Source organism: Ferrimonas sp. YIN67 (genome assembly GCF_057219095.1).
Genome location: NZ_JBXVVJ010000003.1, coordinates 618,762 through 637,607, shown reverse-complemented (window position 1 = coordinate 637,607; position 18,846 = coordinate 618,762). Strand labels below are relative to the sequence as shown.

Below are 18,846 nucleotides of genomic sequence, written 5' to 3'. Positions count from 1 at the left end.
TTTGCGGCCTAAGATCGTGAAGAGCAAGCGGCGCCCCTGGGGCGCCGCTTTGCTTGGCCTAGTGCTCGTCGAGTGACAATAAGGTGGCGTTGCCGCCGATGGCGGTGATGTTGTTGCTGACGGTCTTTTCGGTGACAAAACGGGTGAGATAGTGGGGGCCACCGGCCTTGGGGCCCGTACCGGAGAGGCCCTGGCCACCGAAGGGCTGTACACCGACCACGGCGCCGATCTGATTGCGATTAATGTAGGCATTGCCGGCGTTGACGGCGGCGGCGATCGCCAGGGCGCGGCCCTCATTGCGGCTGTGTACCCCCAGGGTCAGGCCAAAACCGGTGCTGTTGATCTGGGCGATCACTTCATCGAGCTGGTCAGCCCGATAGCGGATCAGGTGGAGGATGGGGCCGAAGTGCTCTTGATCCAGCTGTTCAATATGATCGATCTCCACCGCAGTGGGCGGCACGAAGTGACCTTGCTGGCATTCGGCGCTCAGTGGCGCCTGGGCGATCAACCTGCCCTCGTGACCAATCCGCTCGATGTGGGCCATCAGCTGGGCTTTGGCGTTCGAGTCGATCACAGGACCCACGTCGGTTCGGTAATGGCCAGGATCCCCTACATGCAGCTGTGCCATGGCACCCCGAAGCAGGGTGACGATCCGCTCGGCGATGCTGTCTTGCACATAGAGCACTCGCAGGGCCGAACAGCGTTGGCCGGCGCTTTGGAAGGCGGAATGGAGCACATCGGTGATCACCTGCTCAGGCAGGGCGGTGGAGTCCACCACCATGGCATTTTGCCCACCGGTCTCGGCGATCAGCGGTACGATCGCACCGTCCCGGGCCGCCAGGCTCAGGTTGATTGCCTTGGCGGTGGCGGTGGAGCCGGTAAAACAGACGCCGGCGATCCGTTCATCGGCGGTCAGCAGGGGGCCCAGTTTGGCCCCGCTGCCCGGTAGCAGTTGCAATACATCCACCGGCACGCCCGCCTCATGGGCCAATTGAGTGGCCCGTAGGGCCACCAGGCTGGTCTGCTCGGCGGGTTTGGCGAGCACGCTGTTGCCGGTGATCAGGGCAGCGGCCACCTGGCCCAGGAAGATCGCCAGGGGAAAGTTCCAGGGACTGATGCAGAGGAACACGCCCCGCCCCTGCAGGCTCAGTTCATTGCGCTCGCCAGTGGGACCCGGCATTACCTGGGGTTTGTCCATCAAAGCTTGAGCCTGAACCGCATAGTAACGACAGAAGTCCACGGCTTCGCGCACCTCGTCGATCCCATCCTGCAGCCCCTTGCCCGCCTCCCGGGTGCACAGGGCGATCAGCTCCTCCCTGTGCTGCTCCAGTCGATCCGCCAGACCTGCCAGTATTTGGCCGCGCTGACTGACGGGCTTGGCATTCCAGGCGGGGAAGGCGGCCTTCGCTCGCCTCAGCGCTTGTTCGGCTTGCTCGGGAGAGGTGAAACAGACTCGACCGACACGATCTTCCCGCCGGGCTGGGTTGTGCACATCGATACTGGGGCCCTCGGTCAGCAGAGTTCCGCCGATCAACGGGCCCCCCTGCCAGGTTTGCGGGGAGAGCTGGGCCAGCTTGGCGAAGAAGGGTGCGGCCTGGGAGTGAATGTTGAGGTTCAGTCCCTGCGAGTTGCGTCGCGCCGGGGCGAACAGGGCCGGAGGCAGGGGGATCTTGTCATTGGCCAGGGTGGGGGCGTCCTGCAGGGTGAGCAGGGGGTGGCGCACCAGCTGGTCGATGGGGGTATTGGGATCCACCAGTTTATGGACAAAGGAGGTGTTGGCGCCATTTTCCAGCAGGCGCCTGACCAGGTAGGGCAGCAGCTCTTTGTGGGCACCCACCGGCGCATAGATACGCACGCTTGGCCGGGGTGAGTCCGTCGCCTGAAGTAGGCTGTCGTACAGCTCCTGGCCCATGCCGTGAAGGCGTTGATATTCCATGGCACGATCGCCGGCCATGTACTCAATGCTGGCGACGGTCTGCGCATTGTGGGTGGCAAACTGGGGGTAGAGTTTTCCCCGGGTCTGTTCGGACAAGAGGTAGCGGGCGCAGGCCAGGTAGGAGATGTCGGTACCCGCCTTGCGGGTGAAGACCGGATAGTTTTCGCTGCCCCCCTGCTGGCACCATTTGATCTCACTGTCCCAGTAGGCCCCTTTGACCAGGCGCAGGGGGATCTCGTCCCCCTGCTCGGCGGCCAGGGCATTGAGCCACACCAGTACCGGTAAGGCCCGCTTGGAGTAGGCCTGCACCACCAGACCCAGCAGCCCCCAGCCCTGGGTCTGGGGGGCTCGGTAGAGGGCTTCGAACAGTTTGAGGGAGAGTTCGAGCCGGTCCGCCTCTTCGGCATCGATGCTGATCCCAACCTGCAGTGGCCTGGCCAGGGTGATCAGCCTGAGTACGGTTTCCTTGAGCTCACTGAGGACTCGAGCCTCGTTGGCCACTTCATAGCGTGGGTGCAGGGCCGACAGCTTGATGGAGAGGGTGGGACGGGGCGCCTGGCTGAGATCATAAGCCTGTGCCCCGAGTGCCTTGATCGCCAGGCAGTAGTCGTCGAAGTATTTGTTTGCGTCATCGGCGGTCAGCGCCGCCTCGCCAAGCATGTCGTAGGAGTGGGTATAGCCGAGCTTGCGGTTCTCTTCGCTGTTGCTCAAGGCCTCGCCAATGTCCCGCCCCAAAACAAACTGCTTGCCCATGATCTTCATGGCGGTGTACATCGCCTGACGGATCACCGGCTCTCCCATCCGATTGACCAGGCGGGCCAGCAGTCCCGCCGGCTCGCTGTCCGTGCCTTTGTCCAGCTGAACCAGTTTGCCGGTCAGCATCAGCCCCCAGGTGGAGGCGTTGACCAGCAGAGAGTCGCTGGCCTTCAGGTGACGGCGCCAATCGGCACCGGAGAGTTTGTCCTCGATCAGGGCATCGGCGGTGGCGGGATCCGGAATGCGAAGCAGGGCCTCGGCCAGGCACATCAGGATGATCCCCTCCTGGGTATCCAGGCTGTATTGCTGCAGGAAGGCATCGATCCCTATGCTCAGCCCTTTCTTTTCGAACTGGCGCACCTGGGCCACCATGGCGTGGGCCCGCTCGGTCACGGCGGTGATCGCTTCCTCATCAGTGGGAACCAGGCTGATCAGCTCCTGCAGGTAGTCGGACTCTTCGACACCGTAGTTGTCGGTGATCTGGGCAAACAGACTCTGGCTGTCTTGCTCTTGGGGCTTAAGGACCTGGCTGGCTTTAAACATGGCGGCTCCCTTATGGTGGCCGATTCAGCGGCCATCCTTATTTTGTATACAATATCCCTTTTGAACTGGCGCACAGTGTACCGGCAAAGTGTGAGCTTAGGCCAGGAGAGGGGCGGGGAGGTGGCTCGATGAAGATGAAAGGGTGTGGAAAGCAAACGACACAGGAGGCGGTAGGGCAGAGACAAAAAAACAGGCCACTTGGGCCTGTTTTTGTCACGAACGATGGCAGATTACATCCATTGGTCGTTTTTGCGGCGACGCTTAGGCCGTGGCAGGTAAGCGATAATAAAGCCCACCAGCAGGCCGGCACCGGCCAGTGCGCCCCCCTGGCTCAGCCAGACGAAGCGCTCGTTGTTCTTGAGGGTGCTGACCTCTTTCTTCAGACGCTCATTCTCAGCGCTGACGCTGTCCAACTGGCGTTGAGCGCTAGCATTGGCCTGACGCTGCTCACCGGTGCTGGAGAGCAGCTCATCTCGCTCCGCAGTGACCTCGGTCAGCTTGGCACGAGTGTCCGCCAAAGCCTTTTCCAGCTTAGGCACCTGAGTGCGGAAGCCGGGGCCGGACTTGAGGAACTCGGTCCGGATCCAACCGGTGCGCCCCTGGTTGTCACGAACCTTGGAGTAATCGCCCTGACGTTCGTTCAGGTAGGTCAGAGCCTCGCCGGCCTTGACGCTGCCAAGGATGCGAAACTGGGTACTCGGACCCGCTTGCAGATAGATATAGATGTCTTCCGAGACAATATTCTTCGCGTCCGCTGCCATACCCGGACTGCTGATCGCCATTAGGCACAGCAGCAGGGCGGAGATGCGTTTTAACATAATTCTTTAACCCGTGTTGTGGGGAACCCATGCTAGGAGATCGACCCGGAGGAGACAAGGCTTAAACGTGGGAAAATCGACTCTTCATTGCAAAATTGATGTAGACATCGGTTTGTTGACGGGTGACAAGTCGAATCTTGTTCGATTGTGGGCAACAAAAAGGGGACCCGAGGGTCCCCTTGGTGTGTTCATCTCATTAGCTCATGATGGTGCGAATGATGGTGAAGAACAGGATAGACAGGGCTGCACCGGCAGGCAGGGTCACGACCCAGCTCACCACGATATTGCGGACCACGCCCAGGTTCAGGGCGGCGATCCCGCGGGCCATGCCCACACCCAGTACAGCACCCACCAGGGTTTGGGTGGTGGAGATCGGCAGGCCGGTGCCTGAGGCGATCACCACGGTGGAGGCCGCGGCCAGTTCGGCGGCAAAACCACGGCTTGGGGTCAGGTGGGTGATCTTGGTGCCGATGGTGCTGATCACGCGTTTACCCAGGATGGCCAGACCGGCCACGATACCGATAGCACCCAGAGGCAGTACCCACCAGACCAGCGGCGCCTTGTCCGGGATCTCACCGCCCGCCTGGACGATGGTCACCACGGCAGCCAGAGGACCAATGGCATTGGCCACGTCGTTGGAGCCATGGGCAAACGCCATGCAACACGCGGTGGCGATCATCAGGATCCCAAACACCTTCTCCACGTTGCCAAACTGAGTGTCGCGGTCGGCTTTGGCATCAAACTTGAGGCGACCGATGGCGAACTTACCGACCAGACCAATCACGAAGGCGATGGCCAGGGACAGGGCGTAGGCTTCCAGCGTAGAGAAGTTCAGGCCCAAGTGCTTGAGCCCCTTGGTGACGGTAACCAGAGCCATCACGAACGCGGCAAACCCCATGTAGAAGGGCACGTAGCGCTTCGCATTTTCCAGCGGGTGTTCGGTATCGAAGATCAGCTTTTGAGCGGTCTGGAAGATCAGGTAGGCGATAAAGCCTGAGATCGCCGGGGTAATAACCCAGGAACCGATGATGCTGCCCACTTTGCCCCAGGCAACGGCATCGCTGCCCACACCGACGGCGGCGAAGCCGATGATGGCGCCGATGATGGAGTGGGTGGTGGATACCGGCCAGCCCAGCCAGGAGGCGGCAACCAGCCACAAACCCGCCGCCAACAGGGCGGAGATCATGCCGTACACCATCAGCTCTGGCTGATGGGTGAAGTAGCTTGCGTCGATGATGCCGCTACGGATGGTGTTGGTCACTTCGCCACCCGCCAGGTAGGCGCCAGCGAATTCAAAGACCACTGCAATCAGGATGGCCTGCTTGATGGTCAGGGCGCCGGAGCCTACGGAGGTGCCCATGGCATTGGCCACGTCGTTGGCACCAATACCGAAAGCCATCAAAAAACCAAACAATGCCGCGGCTAAAATGAGCCAGTGGCCATTACTTACCAGTACTTCTACCATGGTAAAACCTTGTTAAGGAAACCTATTTATTGGGAGGTTGAGTTAGCTGCGAGCCAGCATCAGTTCCAGTCGGGCGCCAACGCGCTCGGCCAGATCTGCCAGATCACCGATCCATTCGAGGATCTTGTAGAGGAACATCACGTCGATGGGGTTGAGACTTTTTTCCATCTCAAACAGTTGGCGACGCAATTGAACTTGCATGGAATCTGTATCGTCTTCGATCCGATCCAACTCCTGGATCATCTCCTCGACCAGGGTCACTTCGCGTCCTCGGAAACCGGTTTCCAGCAGATCATCCAGTTCGTGGATGGCCTTGTGGGCCTGGTTAACCGCGTCAACACAGCGGGTGACATAGGCGATGAAGGTTTCCTGCATCGGGGCGGGGATCGCCATCTCACGACCGATCACACGACCGGCGATATCTTTGGCCTTGTTGGCGATCTTGTCCTGCTGAGTCACCATCTCCAACAGGTCGGTACGCTGGACGGGCATAAAGATCCCACTGGGCAGACTCATGCGGATCTCGTGCTTGAGGGTATCCGCTTCCCGCTCCAGTCGGCTTACGCCTTGTTGCAATTCAGCCGCCTTCTCCCAGTCCTGGGCAAGGACGGCATCGAAAAATGGCAGCAGCTGTTGAGCCGCGCCCTGGATCTTGTCAATGTGCTGCTCGAGCGGTTTGATCGGTGACTTGGCGAAAACGCCCAAAAAGTTTACCGGCATGACCTTCTATCCTGTTGGAGCCTGTTAATTCGGCGAGCGGATCATACTCACATGGAGCAGAACCGCAACACGTATTCTTGTGCAATTAAGAGCATAGTGTATCCAAACCGTGTCAGAAGCCACGACATTGGAATTGTGCGTACGGTATTTCACTTATATGACAGCTATATGACACCGTGTCACTTATATTACAAGGCCATGAATTTATTATGAAAAATGGAGGGAGTGTGGAGATAGAAATCAAGCTGTTGCTCAATGATGGCTCCGGGCTGTCCTCACTGGCGAACAGTCCTGTGCTCTCAGAATTGGACGTGATTGAGCGCAAAGAATTGGGAAATAGTTACTTTGATACTCGGGACTTGGCTTTGCGGCGCCAGGATATGGGCCTGAGGATCCGCCGTGTGGGCAAGGAGCGGGAGCAGACTCTGAAGACTGCGGGCCGGGTCGTGGGCGGCCTCCACGCCAGGCCGGAGTACAATGTGATGGTTGAGCGGGATACACCGGATCTGGCGCTATTTCCTGATTCACTATGGAGCGAGACTCAGCGAAACCTCTGGCAGCAACAGCTGATCCCCCTGTTTTCTACTGACTTCACCCGGGAAAGCGGCCGCATTGTGCATGGGGATGGCGAGATCGAGCTGGCGCTGGATCGGGGCAGTATCGCCGCCAATGGAGAGGAGGACACCCTGGCAGAGCTGGAGCTGGAGCTGATTCGGGGACAGCCGTCCCTGTTACTGGATCTGGCCCAGGCCCTGGCTCAGGCGCATCCGCTGAGGCTGGGGTTGGACTCCAAAGCCGCCCGCGGCTATCGCCTGGCGGGACTCTCTCCGAAGCCGCAGGTGCGCCACCAGTGGCCCGCTTGCGCGGAAGGACGGTTGCAGGCCTGGCAACGCAATGAGGAGCGGCTGCTGGCCGGAGACGACTCGGCACTGGCGCCCCTGGCGCGGGTACTCGAGGAGGTGGCACAAACTCAGGGGGCGGATTTCCTGGTCAGCGAACCTTTGACGCGGGAGCGGCTACAGCAGCTTCTGACGGATCGCCGTTATGGTTTGTGCCAATTGATGTTGCTGACTCAGCTGCTATCCGAATCGGCCTGATCGCGCCGTGTGAGTTCTTCGCGAAGCCGGCGGATCTCCATCAGTAATTCCGCCTGCTGTGCTTCCAATTGCTCCAACCTGGCCCCCTCATGCTCCTGGGCATCCTGGCTGACAAAGAGTGAAGCCAGGAAGCCGGCGACCACGCCAAAGAAGCTGACCCCGGTGAGGATCACCACGGAAGCGATGATCCGCCCGCCAAGGGTGACGGGATAGTAATCGCCATACCCGACGGTGGAGATGGTGATCAGCGCCCACCACAGTGCCGATTCGGCGGAATCGATATTGGCTCCCGGCGCACCATCTTCCACCAGCAGGATCAGCACGGATGCCAGGGTGATGATGGTGATCATCGCCAACATCAGGCTGGTCAGGGTGGTTTCCTGCCGCTGTCGTAGCAGGGGGATCAAGATTGAACGACTCATCTTGATCAGGCGAAAGACGCGCAATACCTGAAAGATCCGGGCGTAGCGCAGGGCCTCAATGGCCGGGATGGACGCAACCAGATCGATCCAGTGGGTGCGCAGGTAATGTTTACGGTCTCGGCTTCGGGCCAGGTCGTAGAAGAAGTTAGTGATAAAGATCAGGCAGATCATAAGATCAACCATGGTCAGTACCCGGGTGACTTCGGCATCGGGCTCACTGAAGGCGATCACCAGCACGACGACGACGGCAATCAATGAGAGCAGCATCAATCCGAACTCTTTCGGTGTCAGCAGCGAGGGAAGGGGAGGGCTCTTTTTCATGGTTGCAGTAATTGACTGAGTAGATAAGCGGTGGCAAAGACCAGGGCGCCCTCTAGGGCCGCGATCCCGGCGTTATTTTCCCGTTCCACTTCGATGTTGATATGGACCCTGGCCAGCACCAGGCGCCTTAGCAGGGACGTTAGCAGGATCAGTAGCCCCATACCCAGGGTGGCCCATCCGAGCCAGGCCGCCAGGGTGAAGATCGGCATCTGCGGCTGGTAGGGCTGAAAATGCCCCGCGGTCTGGATCACCTGGGCACAGGCGAGGAGGTAGGCGCCATGACGCAGGGCAACGGGGCGATGATCTTGGGCCAGGGCCTGTTGCAGGCTGCCGCCCTGATTGTGACGGCGGTAACGCCACTCCAGGATGCGGGTGATCAGAACCAGGAAGCTGAGGGCGATGAAGAAGTTAAACACCAATAGGGGCAGAGCCGCCACACTCAGGGTGCCCAGCCACAACAGCATCCCCTTGAGCACCATGGCAATGGCTATGGCCACGGCCGCATCCACCAGGCCGACGGCCAGGCTGCCTTGTAGGATCTGGGTGCGTTTATCGATCCGGTTGAGCCCCCACTTGTCGTACCACCAGCGACCGATGCGGATCAGCAGCAGCGCGGCGAGCCCCAATCCCGACATCCACAGTAGACGCAAAGGCAGCGTGCCACTGTAGGGCAGGCGGAAGACCCCGGACAGGACGACGGCCAGGGCGAGTACGCCGCCCGCCACACTGATCCCAAAGGCGATATTGTCGCGTTCGGCCAACTCGGCGGTACTGTTGACCCCGGCAAACCATCCATGGCTGTAGCGAGCCAACACAAACAGGCCCAGGGCCAGGAGCAGTTCCAGGGTGAGCTGGAGCAGGGCAAGAGTCTCGTTGAGCCGCTCCACCCACTGCAGAATTATCATGTTTTGCTCCCTCCTTGTCGGTCGTGCGCTCAGGCAAGAATTTGTCCCTGGGTATGGTAAAGTGTGCGCGAACTCAACTGAGTAAACAGGACGTTACATTATGACCAGCCAACCTCAAGACAACAAGCTCAGCGCAGAACTGGCCGAGTTGGCCCTGCGCCAGTGGCAGCGACTGCCCGAAGCGATCCTGGAGCAGATCGACGAGGAGGGACGGCAACGGCTGTGGCGTTTGCTGGCCCTGTCGGAATTCGCCGGCAATGTGCTGGTTCGTCAACCTCGGTGGCTTGAGGCACTGTTTGTCGGGGGGGAACTGGAGCGGACACAGAGGCTGCAAGCCTATCGACCCGAGCTGGATGCCCTGCTGGCCGAGTGTGCCGACGAAACGGCGGCGGCCGCCGCATTGCGTGGATACCGCAATCGCGAGATGTGCCGGATCGCCGCACGTGATCTGCTCAACCTGGGAGAGCTGGAGGAATCCCTGGCCCACATTTCGGCCTTGGCCGAGAGCTGCATCATCGCGGCTCGGGATTTTCTGGAAACCTTGCAAGCACCTGTCTGGGGGTTACCTCACAGTCACGAGGGCGAACCTCAGCGCCTGCTGGTGCTAGGGATGGGCAAGTTAGGGGGCGGCGAGCTCAACTTCTCCTCGGACATCGACCTGATCTTTGGCTACCCGGAGCACGGTTGCACCCGGGGGGGACGCAAGGAGCTGGATAACCAGCAGTACTTTATCCGTCTGGGGCAGAAACTGATCAATCTGCTGTCCCAGCTGACCGTAGATGGGTTCTGCTACCGGGTCGATATGCGATTGCGTCCCTTTGGTGAGGCCGGTCCCCTGGTGGTGTCGCTGGCGGCGATGGAGGATTACTACCAGGAGCAGGGGCGTGAGTGGGAGCGATATGCCATGGTTAAGGCCCGCCTGATGGGCCCCTCTGAGTCTGAATCCGAGCAGATGAATGCTTTGCTGCGGCCCTTCGTCTACCGTCGTTACCTGGACTATTCCGCCATCGATGCCCTGCGCCGCATGAAGGAACTGATCGAGACTCAATTACGCCGCCAGGCCGTGATGGGCAATATCAAGCTGGGGGCTGGCGGGATCCGCGAGGTGGAGTTTGTGGTGCAGAGCCATCAGTTGATCCGCGGGGGACGAGAGCCGGGGCTGCGGGGGCAGGCCTTGCTGCCGGCACTGGCTGAGCTGGATCGACTGGGCCTGATCGGCCACCTGGATCGACAAAAACTCGAGCAGGGGTACCGTTTGCTTCGGGCAGTGGAGAACCGCTTGCAGGCCCTGGGAGATCAACAAACCCAGTTGTTGCCGGACAATGAGGGCGACCGCCTGAGACTTGCGCTGGCCATGGGTTATGACGATGCCGACCAGCTTTGGCAGGCGATCCAGGCCGCCATGGCCGGTATCCACCAGGTCTTTCGCGACACCATTGGCGATGCGCCATCCGAACAGGCGGATCTGGGCGCCTTGCCGCTATTGTGGCAGGACGACAGTGGCAGCCTGGATGGTGCCGCATTGCTCGAGGAGCAGGGGCTGGATCCGGCGCTTTGGCCCCTGCTGCAAGAAGCCCAGGTGGAGTTTGGCCGCCGCCGCATAGGCCCCCGGGGGAGGGAGGCGCTGGATAAGTTGATCCCACTGCTGCTGCAGGAGCTGGTCCGCCAGGGGGAAGCGGCGGTGATCTGGCGTCGAATGATGACGGTCCTGACCCCTATCCTTAGCCGTACCACCTATTTGGAACTGTTACTGGAGAAGGCCGGTGCCCGGCGTCAGCTCACGACCCTGTGTGCGGCCAGCCCCTGGATCGCCCAACAGCTTGCGCGCTACCCCATCTTGCTGGATGAGCTGATCGATCCCGTGGCCCTGTATCAGCCGCTGCCGTCTCAGGGCTATGCCGCCGAACTTCGCGAGTTTATGTTGCGGGTGCCGGAGGAAGATCTGGAGCAGCAAATGGAGGCACTGCGCCAGTTTAAGCAGGCCCAGTTGCTGCGGATCGCGGCGGCTGACGTCACTCGAGTCCTGCCGGTGATGAAGGTCAGCGATCACCTCTCCTGGTTGGCCGAGGCGATGATTGAAAAGGTGGTGGATCTGGCTTGGCAGCAGATCAGTGAACGCCATGGCACTCCTTCCGGACTGGATGAGGGGGAGCGTGGCTTTGCGGTGATCGGTTACGGCAAGCTCGGTGGCCTTGAGCTGGGGTATGGGTCGGATCTGGACCTGGTGTTCCTGCATAAAGGGCAGGGAGGTCATACTGACGGGCGCAAGAGCATCGACAATGGCCACTTCTACATCAAGTTGGCCCAACGTGTGCTCCACCTGTTTGCGACCCGGACCGTTTCCGGTGTGCTGTACGAGGTGGATATGCGCCTGCGGCCATCCGGTGCCAGTGGGTTGTTGGTCAGTCCCATCGAAGGTTTTGAGGACTACCAGCGTGATGATGCCTGGACTTGGGAGCACCAGGCCCTGGTGCGGGCCCGCTTTATCTATGGGGACGATCTGCTCGCCGGCCGTTTTGCCCGCTTGCGCCGGGAAGTACTGTGTCGACCGCGGGATCCCGAGACCTTGCGCCAGGACGTGGTAGCGATGCGAAAGAAGATGCGGGATCACCTGGATAAGAGCAGTGCGGATCTTTTCGACCTGAAACAGGGCCACGGCGGGATCACCGATATCGAGTTCATGACCCAGTATCTGGTACTGGGCCTGGCCCACGAGGCTCCGACCTTGGCGACCTGGTCCGATAACGTGCGGATCCTGGAGTCGGCGTTGATGGCAGATAAGTTGACACCGGAGCAGGCCGATCTGTTGAGTGAAACCTATATCGAGTTGCGCAATGCCAACCACCACCGCGTGTTGGCGGATCATAGTGGTCCGGTCCCTATTGAGGAGCGCTCCCCTCGTTGCGAAGGGGTGGCTGTGCTTTGGCAGCAGATGATGGAAGGGGACGCTTAGCGACGCGCCCGAGGAGGCGCCCAGGTACTGGGGAAGCGCCCAGGTACAAGGGAAAAGCCCAGGTACAAGGGAAAAGCCCAGGTACTGGGGAAAAGCCCAGGTACTGGGGATAAGCCTAGGTACTGGGGAAAAGCCTAGGTACTAGGGAAAAGCCCAGGTACTAGGGAAAAGCAGGTTAGGCTCCTGCTAGAACCTAGCACCTAGAAGCTAGCGCCTAGCACCTAGCACCTAGCACCTAGAATCTAGCACCTAGAACCTAGCACCTAGCACCTAGCACCTAGCACCTAGCACCTAGCACCTGGAACCTGGAACCTGCTCGGAACGCCTTGTTCTGCTGCCCAGTGTTCCTGGGTTTCCCATCGCAGAAAACAAAAACGGGAAGCCATTGGCTTCCCGTTTTGGTACGCAGAGCGGGGCTCAGCAGGGCGAGTAACCGCCGTCGATCCCCTTGGTGGCGACCGCCACCGCGTCATGGGCATGCAGGCTTTCCAGATGATTCACCCGAAGCCAGAAGTCTTTGAGCTGGGACTGCTCGTCCAGGGCAAACTTCAGGCGACGGGCCGCGTCCTCGACGAACATCAGGTTTTGACCATTGAGACGGGCAAACTCCTGCTCATCCTCGCGCTTAACCGCGGCCTGAACCGGGGTCTTGAGGGCGTCTTCAATGGCATCCACCAGGGCCTTGATCGGCAAGGCTTCGTCCTGCTCGGACAGGCGCACCTTAACCTGGGCCAGGGAGCGCTGACTATGGGGAGTGGCCACCACGCCGGCGGTGGTGCCCAGCCAGCGGTGTACCACTTCGGCGTCGATCTGCTCTTCACCGTGGAACTGGTGCTCAAACGCTTCCTGGATCAACTGGCGGGCCAGTGCTGCGGAGCAAGGACAAGTGGAGGAGTAGGCCACTTCCACCTCCAGCTCCAGGTTGAGCTGGCCCTGGTCGAGGCGCCCGATCAGGGTGACCGGGTAGTTTCGCCACCCTTCATTGCCGGACAGCAGGGCGGGACGGCGCATGTGGTAGTCAAACTGGAACTTTACGAACGCCTGATCCGACAACTCTTCGTGGGTCTGAATAAATTCTTCCAGCAGGGCTTTGAGGCTCTGCAGGTTCAAGGTGTCAGACAACGAGAGTTTGTCCAGCGCCAGGTAGAGGCGGGACATGTGGATCCCTTTGGCATGGGCCTTGGGGAGGTTGACGAACGCTTCGACTCGGGCACTGATCTGGCGCGGTTCGGCATCGGTCTTAACGGTGAGCGGGAGCTCGATCTCGCTCATGCCCACCCAATCCAGCGTGCCGCTGATCTGGGCCTTGGCGCTGCTGGCCACGTCTGGCATAAGGGTTGGCACGGAAGGGTTCTCTGTCATCGGTCACGACCCTGATACTTCAATTAGGCGCGAATTATACCACGCCGTGATCCAGCACTCATTCAGAAAAAACGAACGAGTCCATAGGCTTTGTGTTGAACGTAATTTCGCCGCGCACTCTAGCGCAGCCCATGCGCCTTGGCAACCTCTCAAAGGGGGAGGCCGCTCAAACGAGCGGCCTGGACTCAGCGCAGGGCCTTAATGGGGCGCAGCCAGGGATTGGGCAGGGACTTACCCAACCCCTCGTAGGCCTCATAGGCCTGGTCCCGATCGGCAAAGCTGCCCCATACCACCTGGTACCAGCCATCTTTGTGGATCACCTGGACGCCGTCCAGCTGGTGCTGACGAATAAAGGCCTGGGCGCTTTGTTTTGAGCGTGCGGCGGCCAACTGCCAGGTAAGGTGTTGCGGAGGCTGGTGGCTGAGCCAGTCCCCCGGTACGGCTTCGGGGGCCGGGGCCGAGGGGCGGATTGCTGGGGCGGATTGGGCGGGACTTGCCTCGATGGGATCCAGGCTTTCCCGCTTGAGATCCACCACTCGGCGCACCATGGGAGTGCCATTACTCAGAGCCGTTGGCGTGGTGCGGCCCGCGCGCTGGGCCGATGGGCGGCTGGGGTATTGACCGGCCAGCAGCAGGTGCATGGGAGCCCCACCGCGCATGACGCGCACCTGGGTCAGGGATTGACCCGGATGCTGGCGGCGAAGCGCGGTGAGATCGAAGGGGGTGCGTGCGGCGGCCAACTGCAGCACGAAGTCATCGTCACTCATGCGTGCCAGTGCCGCTCGGGTTTCCGGCAGGCTGTCCGCTCGGTTGACTCTGCCGGGTAAAGGAGCGTTGGGCGCCGGAACCGTGACCGGCTCTGGAACCACGGGCTTAGCCGGGGCCGACGGGTTCGCCACCTGTGTGCCGGAGAGGGGCAGCAGCTCCATGATCCACTCGTCGCGCTGTGCGCCGTCGCCGCCGATATTGAGCGGGTAGACGGGCACAGGGCTGCGCAGGCCGCGGGCCTGCATCTGCCGCTCATCTGGGATCAGGTAGTAATTGCCCGGCTTAAGTTCGATGTCGAACCGGCCGTGCTCATCACTGCGTAAGCGGGTCAGGGGACGCCTGTCCAGATCGGTCAGTACCAGGGGGAGCGCGTCAATGGGGGTACCATCTGGTGTTTGTAAGCGGGCCTGGACCTGAGTCACCCTGACCAGTGCCAGGGCGACTTCGTTACGTTGGCCCGCCAACGGCATCACGGTGACCGGCCCATCCCTGAGCACCAGGCCTTCCGGCAGCATGCGGGGATCGATGCTGATCTGGTAACGGTTCTGGGCCGGAACCTGGCGCAGCAGGACCTCGCCCATGTCGTCGGATACGTCCCTGGGCCAGCTTGGGGCGGTATCGATGGTGATCCCCGTCAAGGGCTTATCGGACCGATCGAAACGGCCGTTATTGTTGCCATCGATAAAGAGCCGGACCAGGACGTCGGCAACCTGGGGGCGTGCCTCGGTGAGATCCAACTCGCCTCGGCGGTCATTGTGGTTGAAGGAAAAAGTGGCGGTGGTATTGAACTGCCAGTTGCCCCGGGTGTCGATGGCCCCCTGCAGGCCCACCGTGAGCCAGCGATAGTGGTAGGCGACTTCGTGACCAATCCCGGAGCGACTCTTGCGCCCGGGCTCCTTGTCGTACCAGATCAGGGTTTGGTTATAGATATCCATCCAGGGACGCCAGCGCATCCGGCTTTCCATGTCGGTAACGCCGAATCCGAACTGGTAGTCCACCTGGCTGGACAGGCTCCAGCCATTGCCCATGGTGGTCAGCAACACCTCCCCGCTTTGCCGCTCCAGACGAGTGTCGTACTGGGCGTCATAGTAGTAGTGGTGGGTGAAGTGCACCGGTCCCAGTTGGGTTGAAAGGCGGTTTTCGAAGCGGCCAAAACCGTCCTCATCGTCCAGGGGATCCCGCCAACTTCCCCCAAAACCGTATTGCCAGCCTCCCATGCGCCAGGTCTGGCCCTCCAGCCACAGCTCGGACTCGTTGCGCAGCGGGGTGTCATCTTGTGCCTGACGATCGGCTTGCAGTTCCCCATTGTGACGATGGCTGGCGCGGATCTGGTGATTGGTTCCCAGGCCCCGGCTTAAACCGGCGAAGTAGCCACGATGCTCTTGGTCATCGCTGAGCCCTTCTAACTGCAGTCGGGTGCCGAACAGGTCCAGCCCTAGGTTGATGCCAAAGTAGTTGACGTCTTGGAAGTCGACCTTACCCCACTCTTCGCGTTTGAGCTTCTGCTGCTGATAACTCAACCCAAGATCCAGGTTGTGGGTCAGGCCATAGCTGGCCCGTAGGCTCAGGCTTTGTTGGGCCCCCAGCTGTGCCACCTCCTGCTCCTCCAGGCGATTGAAGGTGAAGCGGGTGTTGTCCAGGTACTGGGCCTGGTAACCGAATTCACCGCGGCCCAGGGCGCGCTGGTTTTCGACGGTCTGACGGCGGACGTGGTACTCGCCATTGTTGCCAAACAGGTGCATCTCGAACACGTTACTGCCTTCGAGCAGAGGAACATCTTCGAAACGATAGCGGCCCGAGCTGGCGGCCTGGGAGATCCCCAGCAGCACGCCATTGCGATAGAGGTGGATCTGCCAGTCCGGAGGGGCATTGCCCTCCAGGCTGGTGACGCCGAAGCGCTGTTGTCCCAGATTGCCAAGGGCAAACCCCAGACCTTCGTTGATCCCGCCGATCAGGTTGTCGCCAAACTGGGTCAGATCCCCCGCCTGATACTGGCCGAGGTTAAAGGGCAGGCTTTCGCTGAGATCCCCCAGATCCCGGGAGACCCGCAGGCGGTATTCACTGCGCTCGTTGGCCAGTTTGGTGTAGTTGAACTCATAGCTTTGCTCTGCCAGATCACCGGTGGCGATCACGCCGAGGCGGTATTCCTGGGTCAGGAGGTCGTCGCCGATCAGGGCACTGTTGGCGAAGCCCAGTACCGTCGGGGTGGAAAACTCTTGGTATTCGTGGGGGTGCAGGGGATCCAGCCCGCCACTGTGGAAATTTTGTTGCTGGCCAAGGCTGGCCTGGTGGGCTTGTTGCTGCTGCAGCTGCTCAAGGGCAGGCAGAGGATATTCGCTACTGACGTTCAGTCGGCCCGACTGGGTGTGGAACATCAGTTGCAGGGGCAACACGGTCTGGATCAGTTCGGCATCGAGATAGAGATCGGCGCTATCGCGGCCCCAGTCCAGCCCGGGATCGATCTCGAAGCGTTGGAAGCCACGGCGGGCTTCATCGACCTGTAGATCTAACAGGAAGTTGCTGTTTTCACCGTTGATCCAGCCGGTCGCACTGGTGCCCTTGGGATCGACGCGAATATCCAGGCCAATGGCGGCACTCAGGGCCTGCAAGGGAACCAGGTGACGCTGACCGATACGGTAGGTCACCAGGGGCTGGGGCAGTTGCTGACCCTGGCTGAACAGGGTGTAGGTCTGTACTGAATCGGCAGGGAGGGCGATCTCGCCTGCCCGGAGAGGCAGGGCGCAGATCAGCGCACCTAAAACAGCTAAGGTGACAGCTCGCATCTTTCCACTTTAAATGTTGAGAGAATCCGGTTTTAGCGGGAAAGGATACCATTAATTAATTGCTTACACAGTGACCTTGGGTGCTTTTGTCGACCGATGAAAAACTCGTATGATAGGGGGATACAACAACGACAAGATAACCCGTCTTGGGTGGGAGAAAGTGGATGAACAATGAGCAGCTGGATACCGGTACTTTGGACCAGTACTGTGCCGCCATCGGGCCGGCGATATTGCTGAAGTCGGTGGTGCTGTTTGAGCAGATGGGGCCGGAATATGTCGCGGCCATCGCTCAAGGCCTACAGGCCGGTGATAAGGACAGGATCACCAGTGAGGCACATAAACTCAAGGGCGCTGCGGGCTCGGTTGGGCTCAAGCGGATCCAGCAGTTGTCCCAGTTGCTGCAGTGTGGTGACGAACCGGCTTGGCCCGCCCAGCATGGCGAATGGTTCGAGGCGATCCAGGCCCATATGGCCGAGGATGTCGAGGCCCTGAAGGCCTACCTGCAGGCGAAGGGCTGAGAGCGGGTTTAGATCCTGGTATCGAGCCTAAGTTTAGGCAAGCGCCTGGGCTCTAGGAATAAAGCCTGGGTTCTAGGGTAAAGCCTGGGTGCTAGGGTAAAGCTTAGAACCTAGCACTTTGCACCTAGAACCTAGCACCTAGCACCTAGCACCTAGCACCTAGCACCTAGCGCCTAGAACCTAGCACCTGGCACCTGGCACCTGGCACCTGGCACCTGGCGCCTAGCACCTAGCACCAAACGCAAAAAAGACCGCCGAGGCGGTCTTTATTCTGCGAGCTGACAGCTAAACGCTGCGATTACTGCTCGTCGCCCAGGGCACCACAGAAGCGGTAACCTTCGCCGTGGATGGTGGCGATGATCTCCGGTGTTTCCGGGTGACTTTCGAAGTGCTTACGGATGCGGCGGATGGTTACGTCCACAGTACGGTCGTGTGGCTTGAGCTCACGGCCGGTCATCTTCATCAGCAGATCGGCGCGAGACAGGATCTTGCCTGGATTTTCCACAAAGTGCAGCAGTGCACGGAATTCGGACCGCGGCAGCTTGAAGGGTTCGCCAGTTGGGCTGATCAGGGAGCGGCTGTTGATCTCCAGAGTCCACTGGTTGAAGTGATAGTACTCCACCTGAGGTTTCTCTTCGTTCTGCTTGGAAGCATTGACGATACGGTTCAACAAGTTGCGGGCACGAATGGTCAGTTCACGCGGGTTGAACGGCTTAGTGATGTAATCATCGGCGCCGATCTCGAGACCCAGGATCTTGTCCACTTCATTATCGCGACCGGTCAGGAAGATCAGGGCGATATCGTCTTTTTCGCGCAGTTCGCGCGCCAGCAACAGGCCGTTTTTGCCTGGCAGGTTGATGTCCATGATGACCAAGCTGACTTTGTTGGTCTTCAGGGCGGTGTGCATCTCTTCGCCGTCAACGGCCACGGTCACGTTGTACCCTTCGGCTTCAAAGATGCTCTTAAGGGTATTACTGGTTACTGCTTCGTCTTCGACAATGAGGATGTGCGGATTTTGCATTTGGGCTACCTAAAAAGCGCTATTCAACACTGGAGTTTTGGCGCAGGCATCGATGGATGCGCCGTTAAGGATAGGCAAAGTCCCTTTTGATGCCACATTCAGCCTCAGTGCTTGTTTGCCACTTTAGGCTGTTTAGTTCCAAGTTTGGCACCAAAAAACAGGTTGGGGCCAGGAATGCGAACAAAATACCTAAAACGGGTCAACAGTTGTCCAATTTTTGTTAACGGGTTGCCAGTTCTGCTATCCCGATCACAATTGTTGAGTCCTACTCACAAGCAAACTTTAGTGCTTCTAATCGTTCACTATTGGGCTGGCTGATCAGATCCTTCGACACCATACCGGCACGCCATTCTACTCAGCTGGAATAGCGAAGCCATATTTTAAACAATGACTTGCATTAAGTTGTGATCCACCCGGGTAAAATTAACAAAGTGCCGAGTCTCCGCTTAAGTGTCGTA

At 59.8% G+C, this 18,846-nt stretch carries 12 protein-coding genes; 3 read left to right on the top strand and 9 right to left on the bottom strand.

Annotation, left to right across the window (positions count from 1 at the left end):
• Positions 1 to 58: 58 nt before the first annotated feature.
• From putA to AC2D8U_RS10065, 4 genes are all read right to left on the bottom strand, one after another.
• Positions 59 to 3,235 carry a bifunctional proline dehydrogenase/L-glutamate gamma-semialdehyde dehydrogenase PutA gene (putA, locus tag AC2D8U_RS10080; RefSeq protein ID WP_484618905.1) on the bottom strand — a complete coding sequence of 1,059 codons (3,177 nt, stop codon included), beginning with the start codon at positions 3,233 to 3,235 and terminating at the stop codon, positions 59 to 61.
• A 230-nt stretch (positions 3,236 to 3,465) separates the two neighbouring features.
• Positions 3,466 to 4,053 (bottom strand): TIGR04211 family SH3 domain-containing protein, encoded by a 588-nt coding sequence (locus tag AC2D8U_RS10075; protein ID WP_484618904.1) that lies wholly within the window; start codon positions 4,051 to 4,053, stop codon positions 3,466 to 3,468.
• A gap of 196 nt (positions 4,054 to 4,249) precedes the next feature.
• Entirely contained in the window at positions 4,250 to 5,518 is a 1,269-nt protein-coding gene (locus AC2D8U_RS10070) for an inorganic phosphate transporter (RefSeq protein WP_484618903.1), read from the bottom strand.
• 42 nt (positions 5,519 to 5,560) lie between these two features.
• Positions 5,561 to 6,238, bottom strand: a complete 678-nt coding sequence (locus AC2D8U_RS10065; RefSeq protein ID WP_484618902.1) for a TIGR00153 family protein — start codon at positions 6,236 to 6,238, stop codon at positions 5,561 to 5,563.
• Between the two features lie 227 nt (positions 6,239 to 6,465).
• Between AC2D8U_RS10065 and AC2D8U_RS10060 the strand changes: the two genes are divergently transcribed.
• The gene (locus AC2D8U_RS10060) at positions 6,466 to 7,335 is read left to right on the top strand and encodes a CYTH domain-containing protein (RefSeq protein WP_484618901.1); all 870 of its coding nucleotides are present in this window, start codon (positions 6,466 to 6,468) and stop codon (positions 7,333 to 7,335) included.
• Here AC2D8U_RS10060 and AC2D8U_RS10055 read toward each other — a convergent pair.
• Positions 7,311 to 8,024 (bottom strand): potassium channel family protein, encoded by a 714-nt coding sequence (locus AC2D8U_RS10055; RefSeq protein ID WP_484618900.1) that lies wholly within the window; start codon positions 8,022 to 8,024, stop codon positions 7,311 to 7,313. The genes AC2D8U_RS10060 and AC2D8U_RS10055 overlap by 25 nt on opposite strands.
• A 50-nt stretch (positions 8,025 to 8,074) precedes the next feature.
• Entirely contained in the window at positions 8,075 to 8,983 is a 909-nt protein-coding gene (locus AC2D8U_RS10050; RefSeq protein WP_484618899.1) for a DUF350 domain-containing protein, read from the bottom strand.
• 100 nt (positions 8,984 to 9,083) lie between these two features.
• Between AC2D8U_RS10050 and glnE the strand changes: the two genes are divergently transcribed.
• Positions 9,084 to 11,936: a bifunctional [glutamate--ammonia ligase]-adenylyl-L-tyrosine phosphorylase/[glutamate--ammonia-ligase] adenylyltransferase gene (gene glnE / locus AC2D8U_RS10045; RefSeq protein WP_484618898.1), complete on the top strand. Its 2,853-nt coding sequence runs from the start codon at positions 9,084 to 9,086 to the stop codon at positions 11,934 to 11,936.
• Between the two features lie 417 nt (positions 11,937 to 12,353).
• Here glnE and folE2 read toward each other — a convergent pair whose 3' ends face one another.
• Both folE2 and AC2D8U_RS10035 read right to left on the bottom strand, forming a co-directional pair.
• Complete coding sequence (folE2, locus tag AC2D8U_RS10040; protein WP_484619001.1) at positions 12,354 to 13,280, bottom strand: GTP cyclohydrolase FolE2; 927 nt, start codon at positions 13,278 to 13,280, stop codon at positions 12,354 to 12,356.
• Between the two features lie 203 nt (positions 13,281 to 13,483).
• A complete protein-coding gene (locus tag AC2D8U_RS10035) occupies positions 13,484 to 16,849 on the bottom strand; it encodes an SPOR domain-containing protein (protein ID WP_484618897.1) in 3,366 nt (1,121 codons plus the stop codon).
• A gap of 164 nt (positions 16,850 to 17,013) precedes the next feature.
• Between AC2D8U_RS10035 and AC2D8U_RS10030 the strand changes: the two genes are divergently transcribed.
• Positions 17,014 to 17,367, top strand: coding sequence for an Hpt domain-containing protein (locus tag AC2D8U_RS10030; protein WP_484618896.1), 354 nt, complete (start codon positions 17,014 to 17,016; stop codon positions 17,365 to 17,367).
• A gap of 298 nt (positions 17,368 to 17,665) precedes the next feature.
• On the opposite strand, the gene arcA is transcribed toward AC2D8U_RS10030, so the two are convergent.
• A complete protein-coding gene (arcA, locus tag AC2D8U_RS10025; RefSeq protein WP_484618895.1) occupies positions 17,666 to 18,388 on the bottom strand; it encodes a two-component system response regulator ArcA in 723 nt (240 codons plus the stop codon).
• Between the last annotated feature and the right edge of the window lie 458 nt (positions 18,389 to 18,846).

Excerpts from the sequence above, each read along its gene's own strand:
- putA (WP_484618905.1), bottom strand. The coding sequence starts at position 3,235 with ATGTTTAAAGCCAGCCAGGTCCTTAAGCCCCAAGAGCAAGACAGCCAG.
- AC2D8U_RS10075 (WP_484618904.1), bottom strand. The coding sequence starts at position 4,053 with ATGTTAAAACGCATCTCCGCCCTGCTGCTGTGCCTAATGGCGATCAGC.
- AC2D8U_RS10070 (WP_484618903.1), bottom strand. The coding sequence starts at position 5,518 with ATGGTAGAAGTACTGGTAAGTAATGGCCACTGGCTCATTTTAGCCGCG.
- AC2D8U_RS10065 (WP_484618902.1), bottom strand. The coding sequence starts at position 6,238 with ATGCCGGTAAACTTTTTGGGCGTTTTCGCCAAGTCACCGATCAAACCG.
- AC2D8U_RS10055 (WP_484618900.1), bottom strand. The coding sequence starts at position 8,024 with ATGCTGCTCTCATTGATTGCCGTCGTCGTCGTGCTGGTGATCGCCTTC.
- AC2D8U_RS10050 (WP_484618899.1), bottom strand. The coding sequence starts at position 8,983 with ATGATAATTCTGCAGTGGGTGGAGCGGCTCAACGAGACTCTTGCCCTG.
- glnE (WP_484618898.1), top strand. The coding sequence starts at position 9,084 with ATGACCAGCCAACCTCAAGACAACAAGCTCAGCGCAGAACTGGCCGAG.
- AC2D8U_RS10035 (WP_484618897.1), bottom strand. The coding sequence starts at position 16,849 with ATGCGAGCTGTCACCTTAGCTGTTTTAGGTGCGCTGATCTGCGCCCTG.
- AC2D8U_RS10030 (WP_484618896.1), top strand. The coding sequence starts at position 17,014 with ATGAACAATGAGCAGCTGGATACCGGTACTTTGGACCAGTACTGTGCC.
- arcA (WP_484618895.1), bottom strand. The coding sequence starts at position 18,388 with ATGCAAAATCCGCACATCCTCATTGTCGAAGACGAAGCAGTAACCAGT.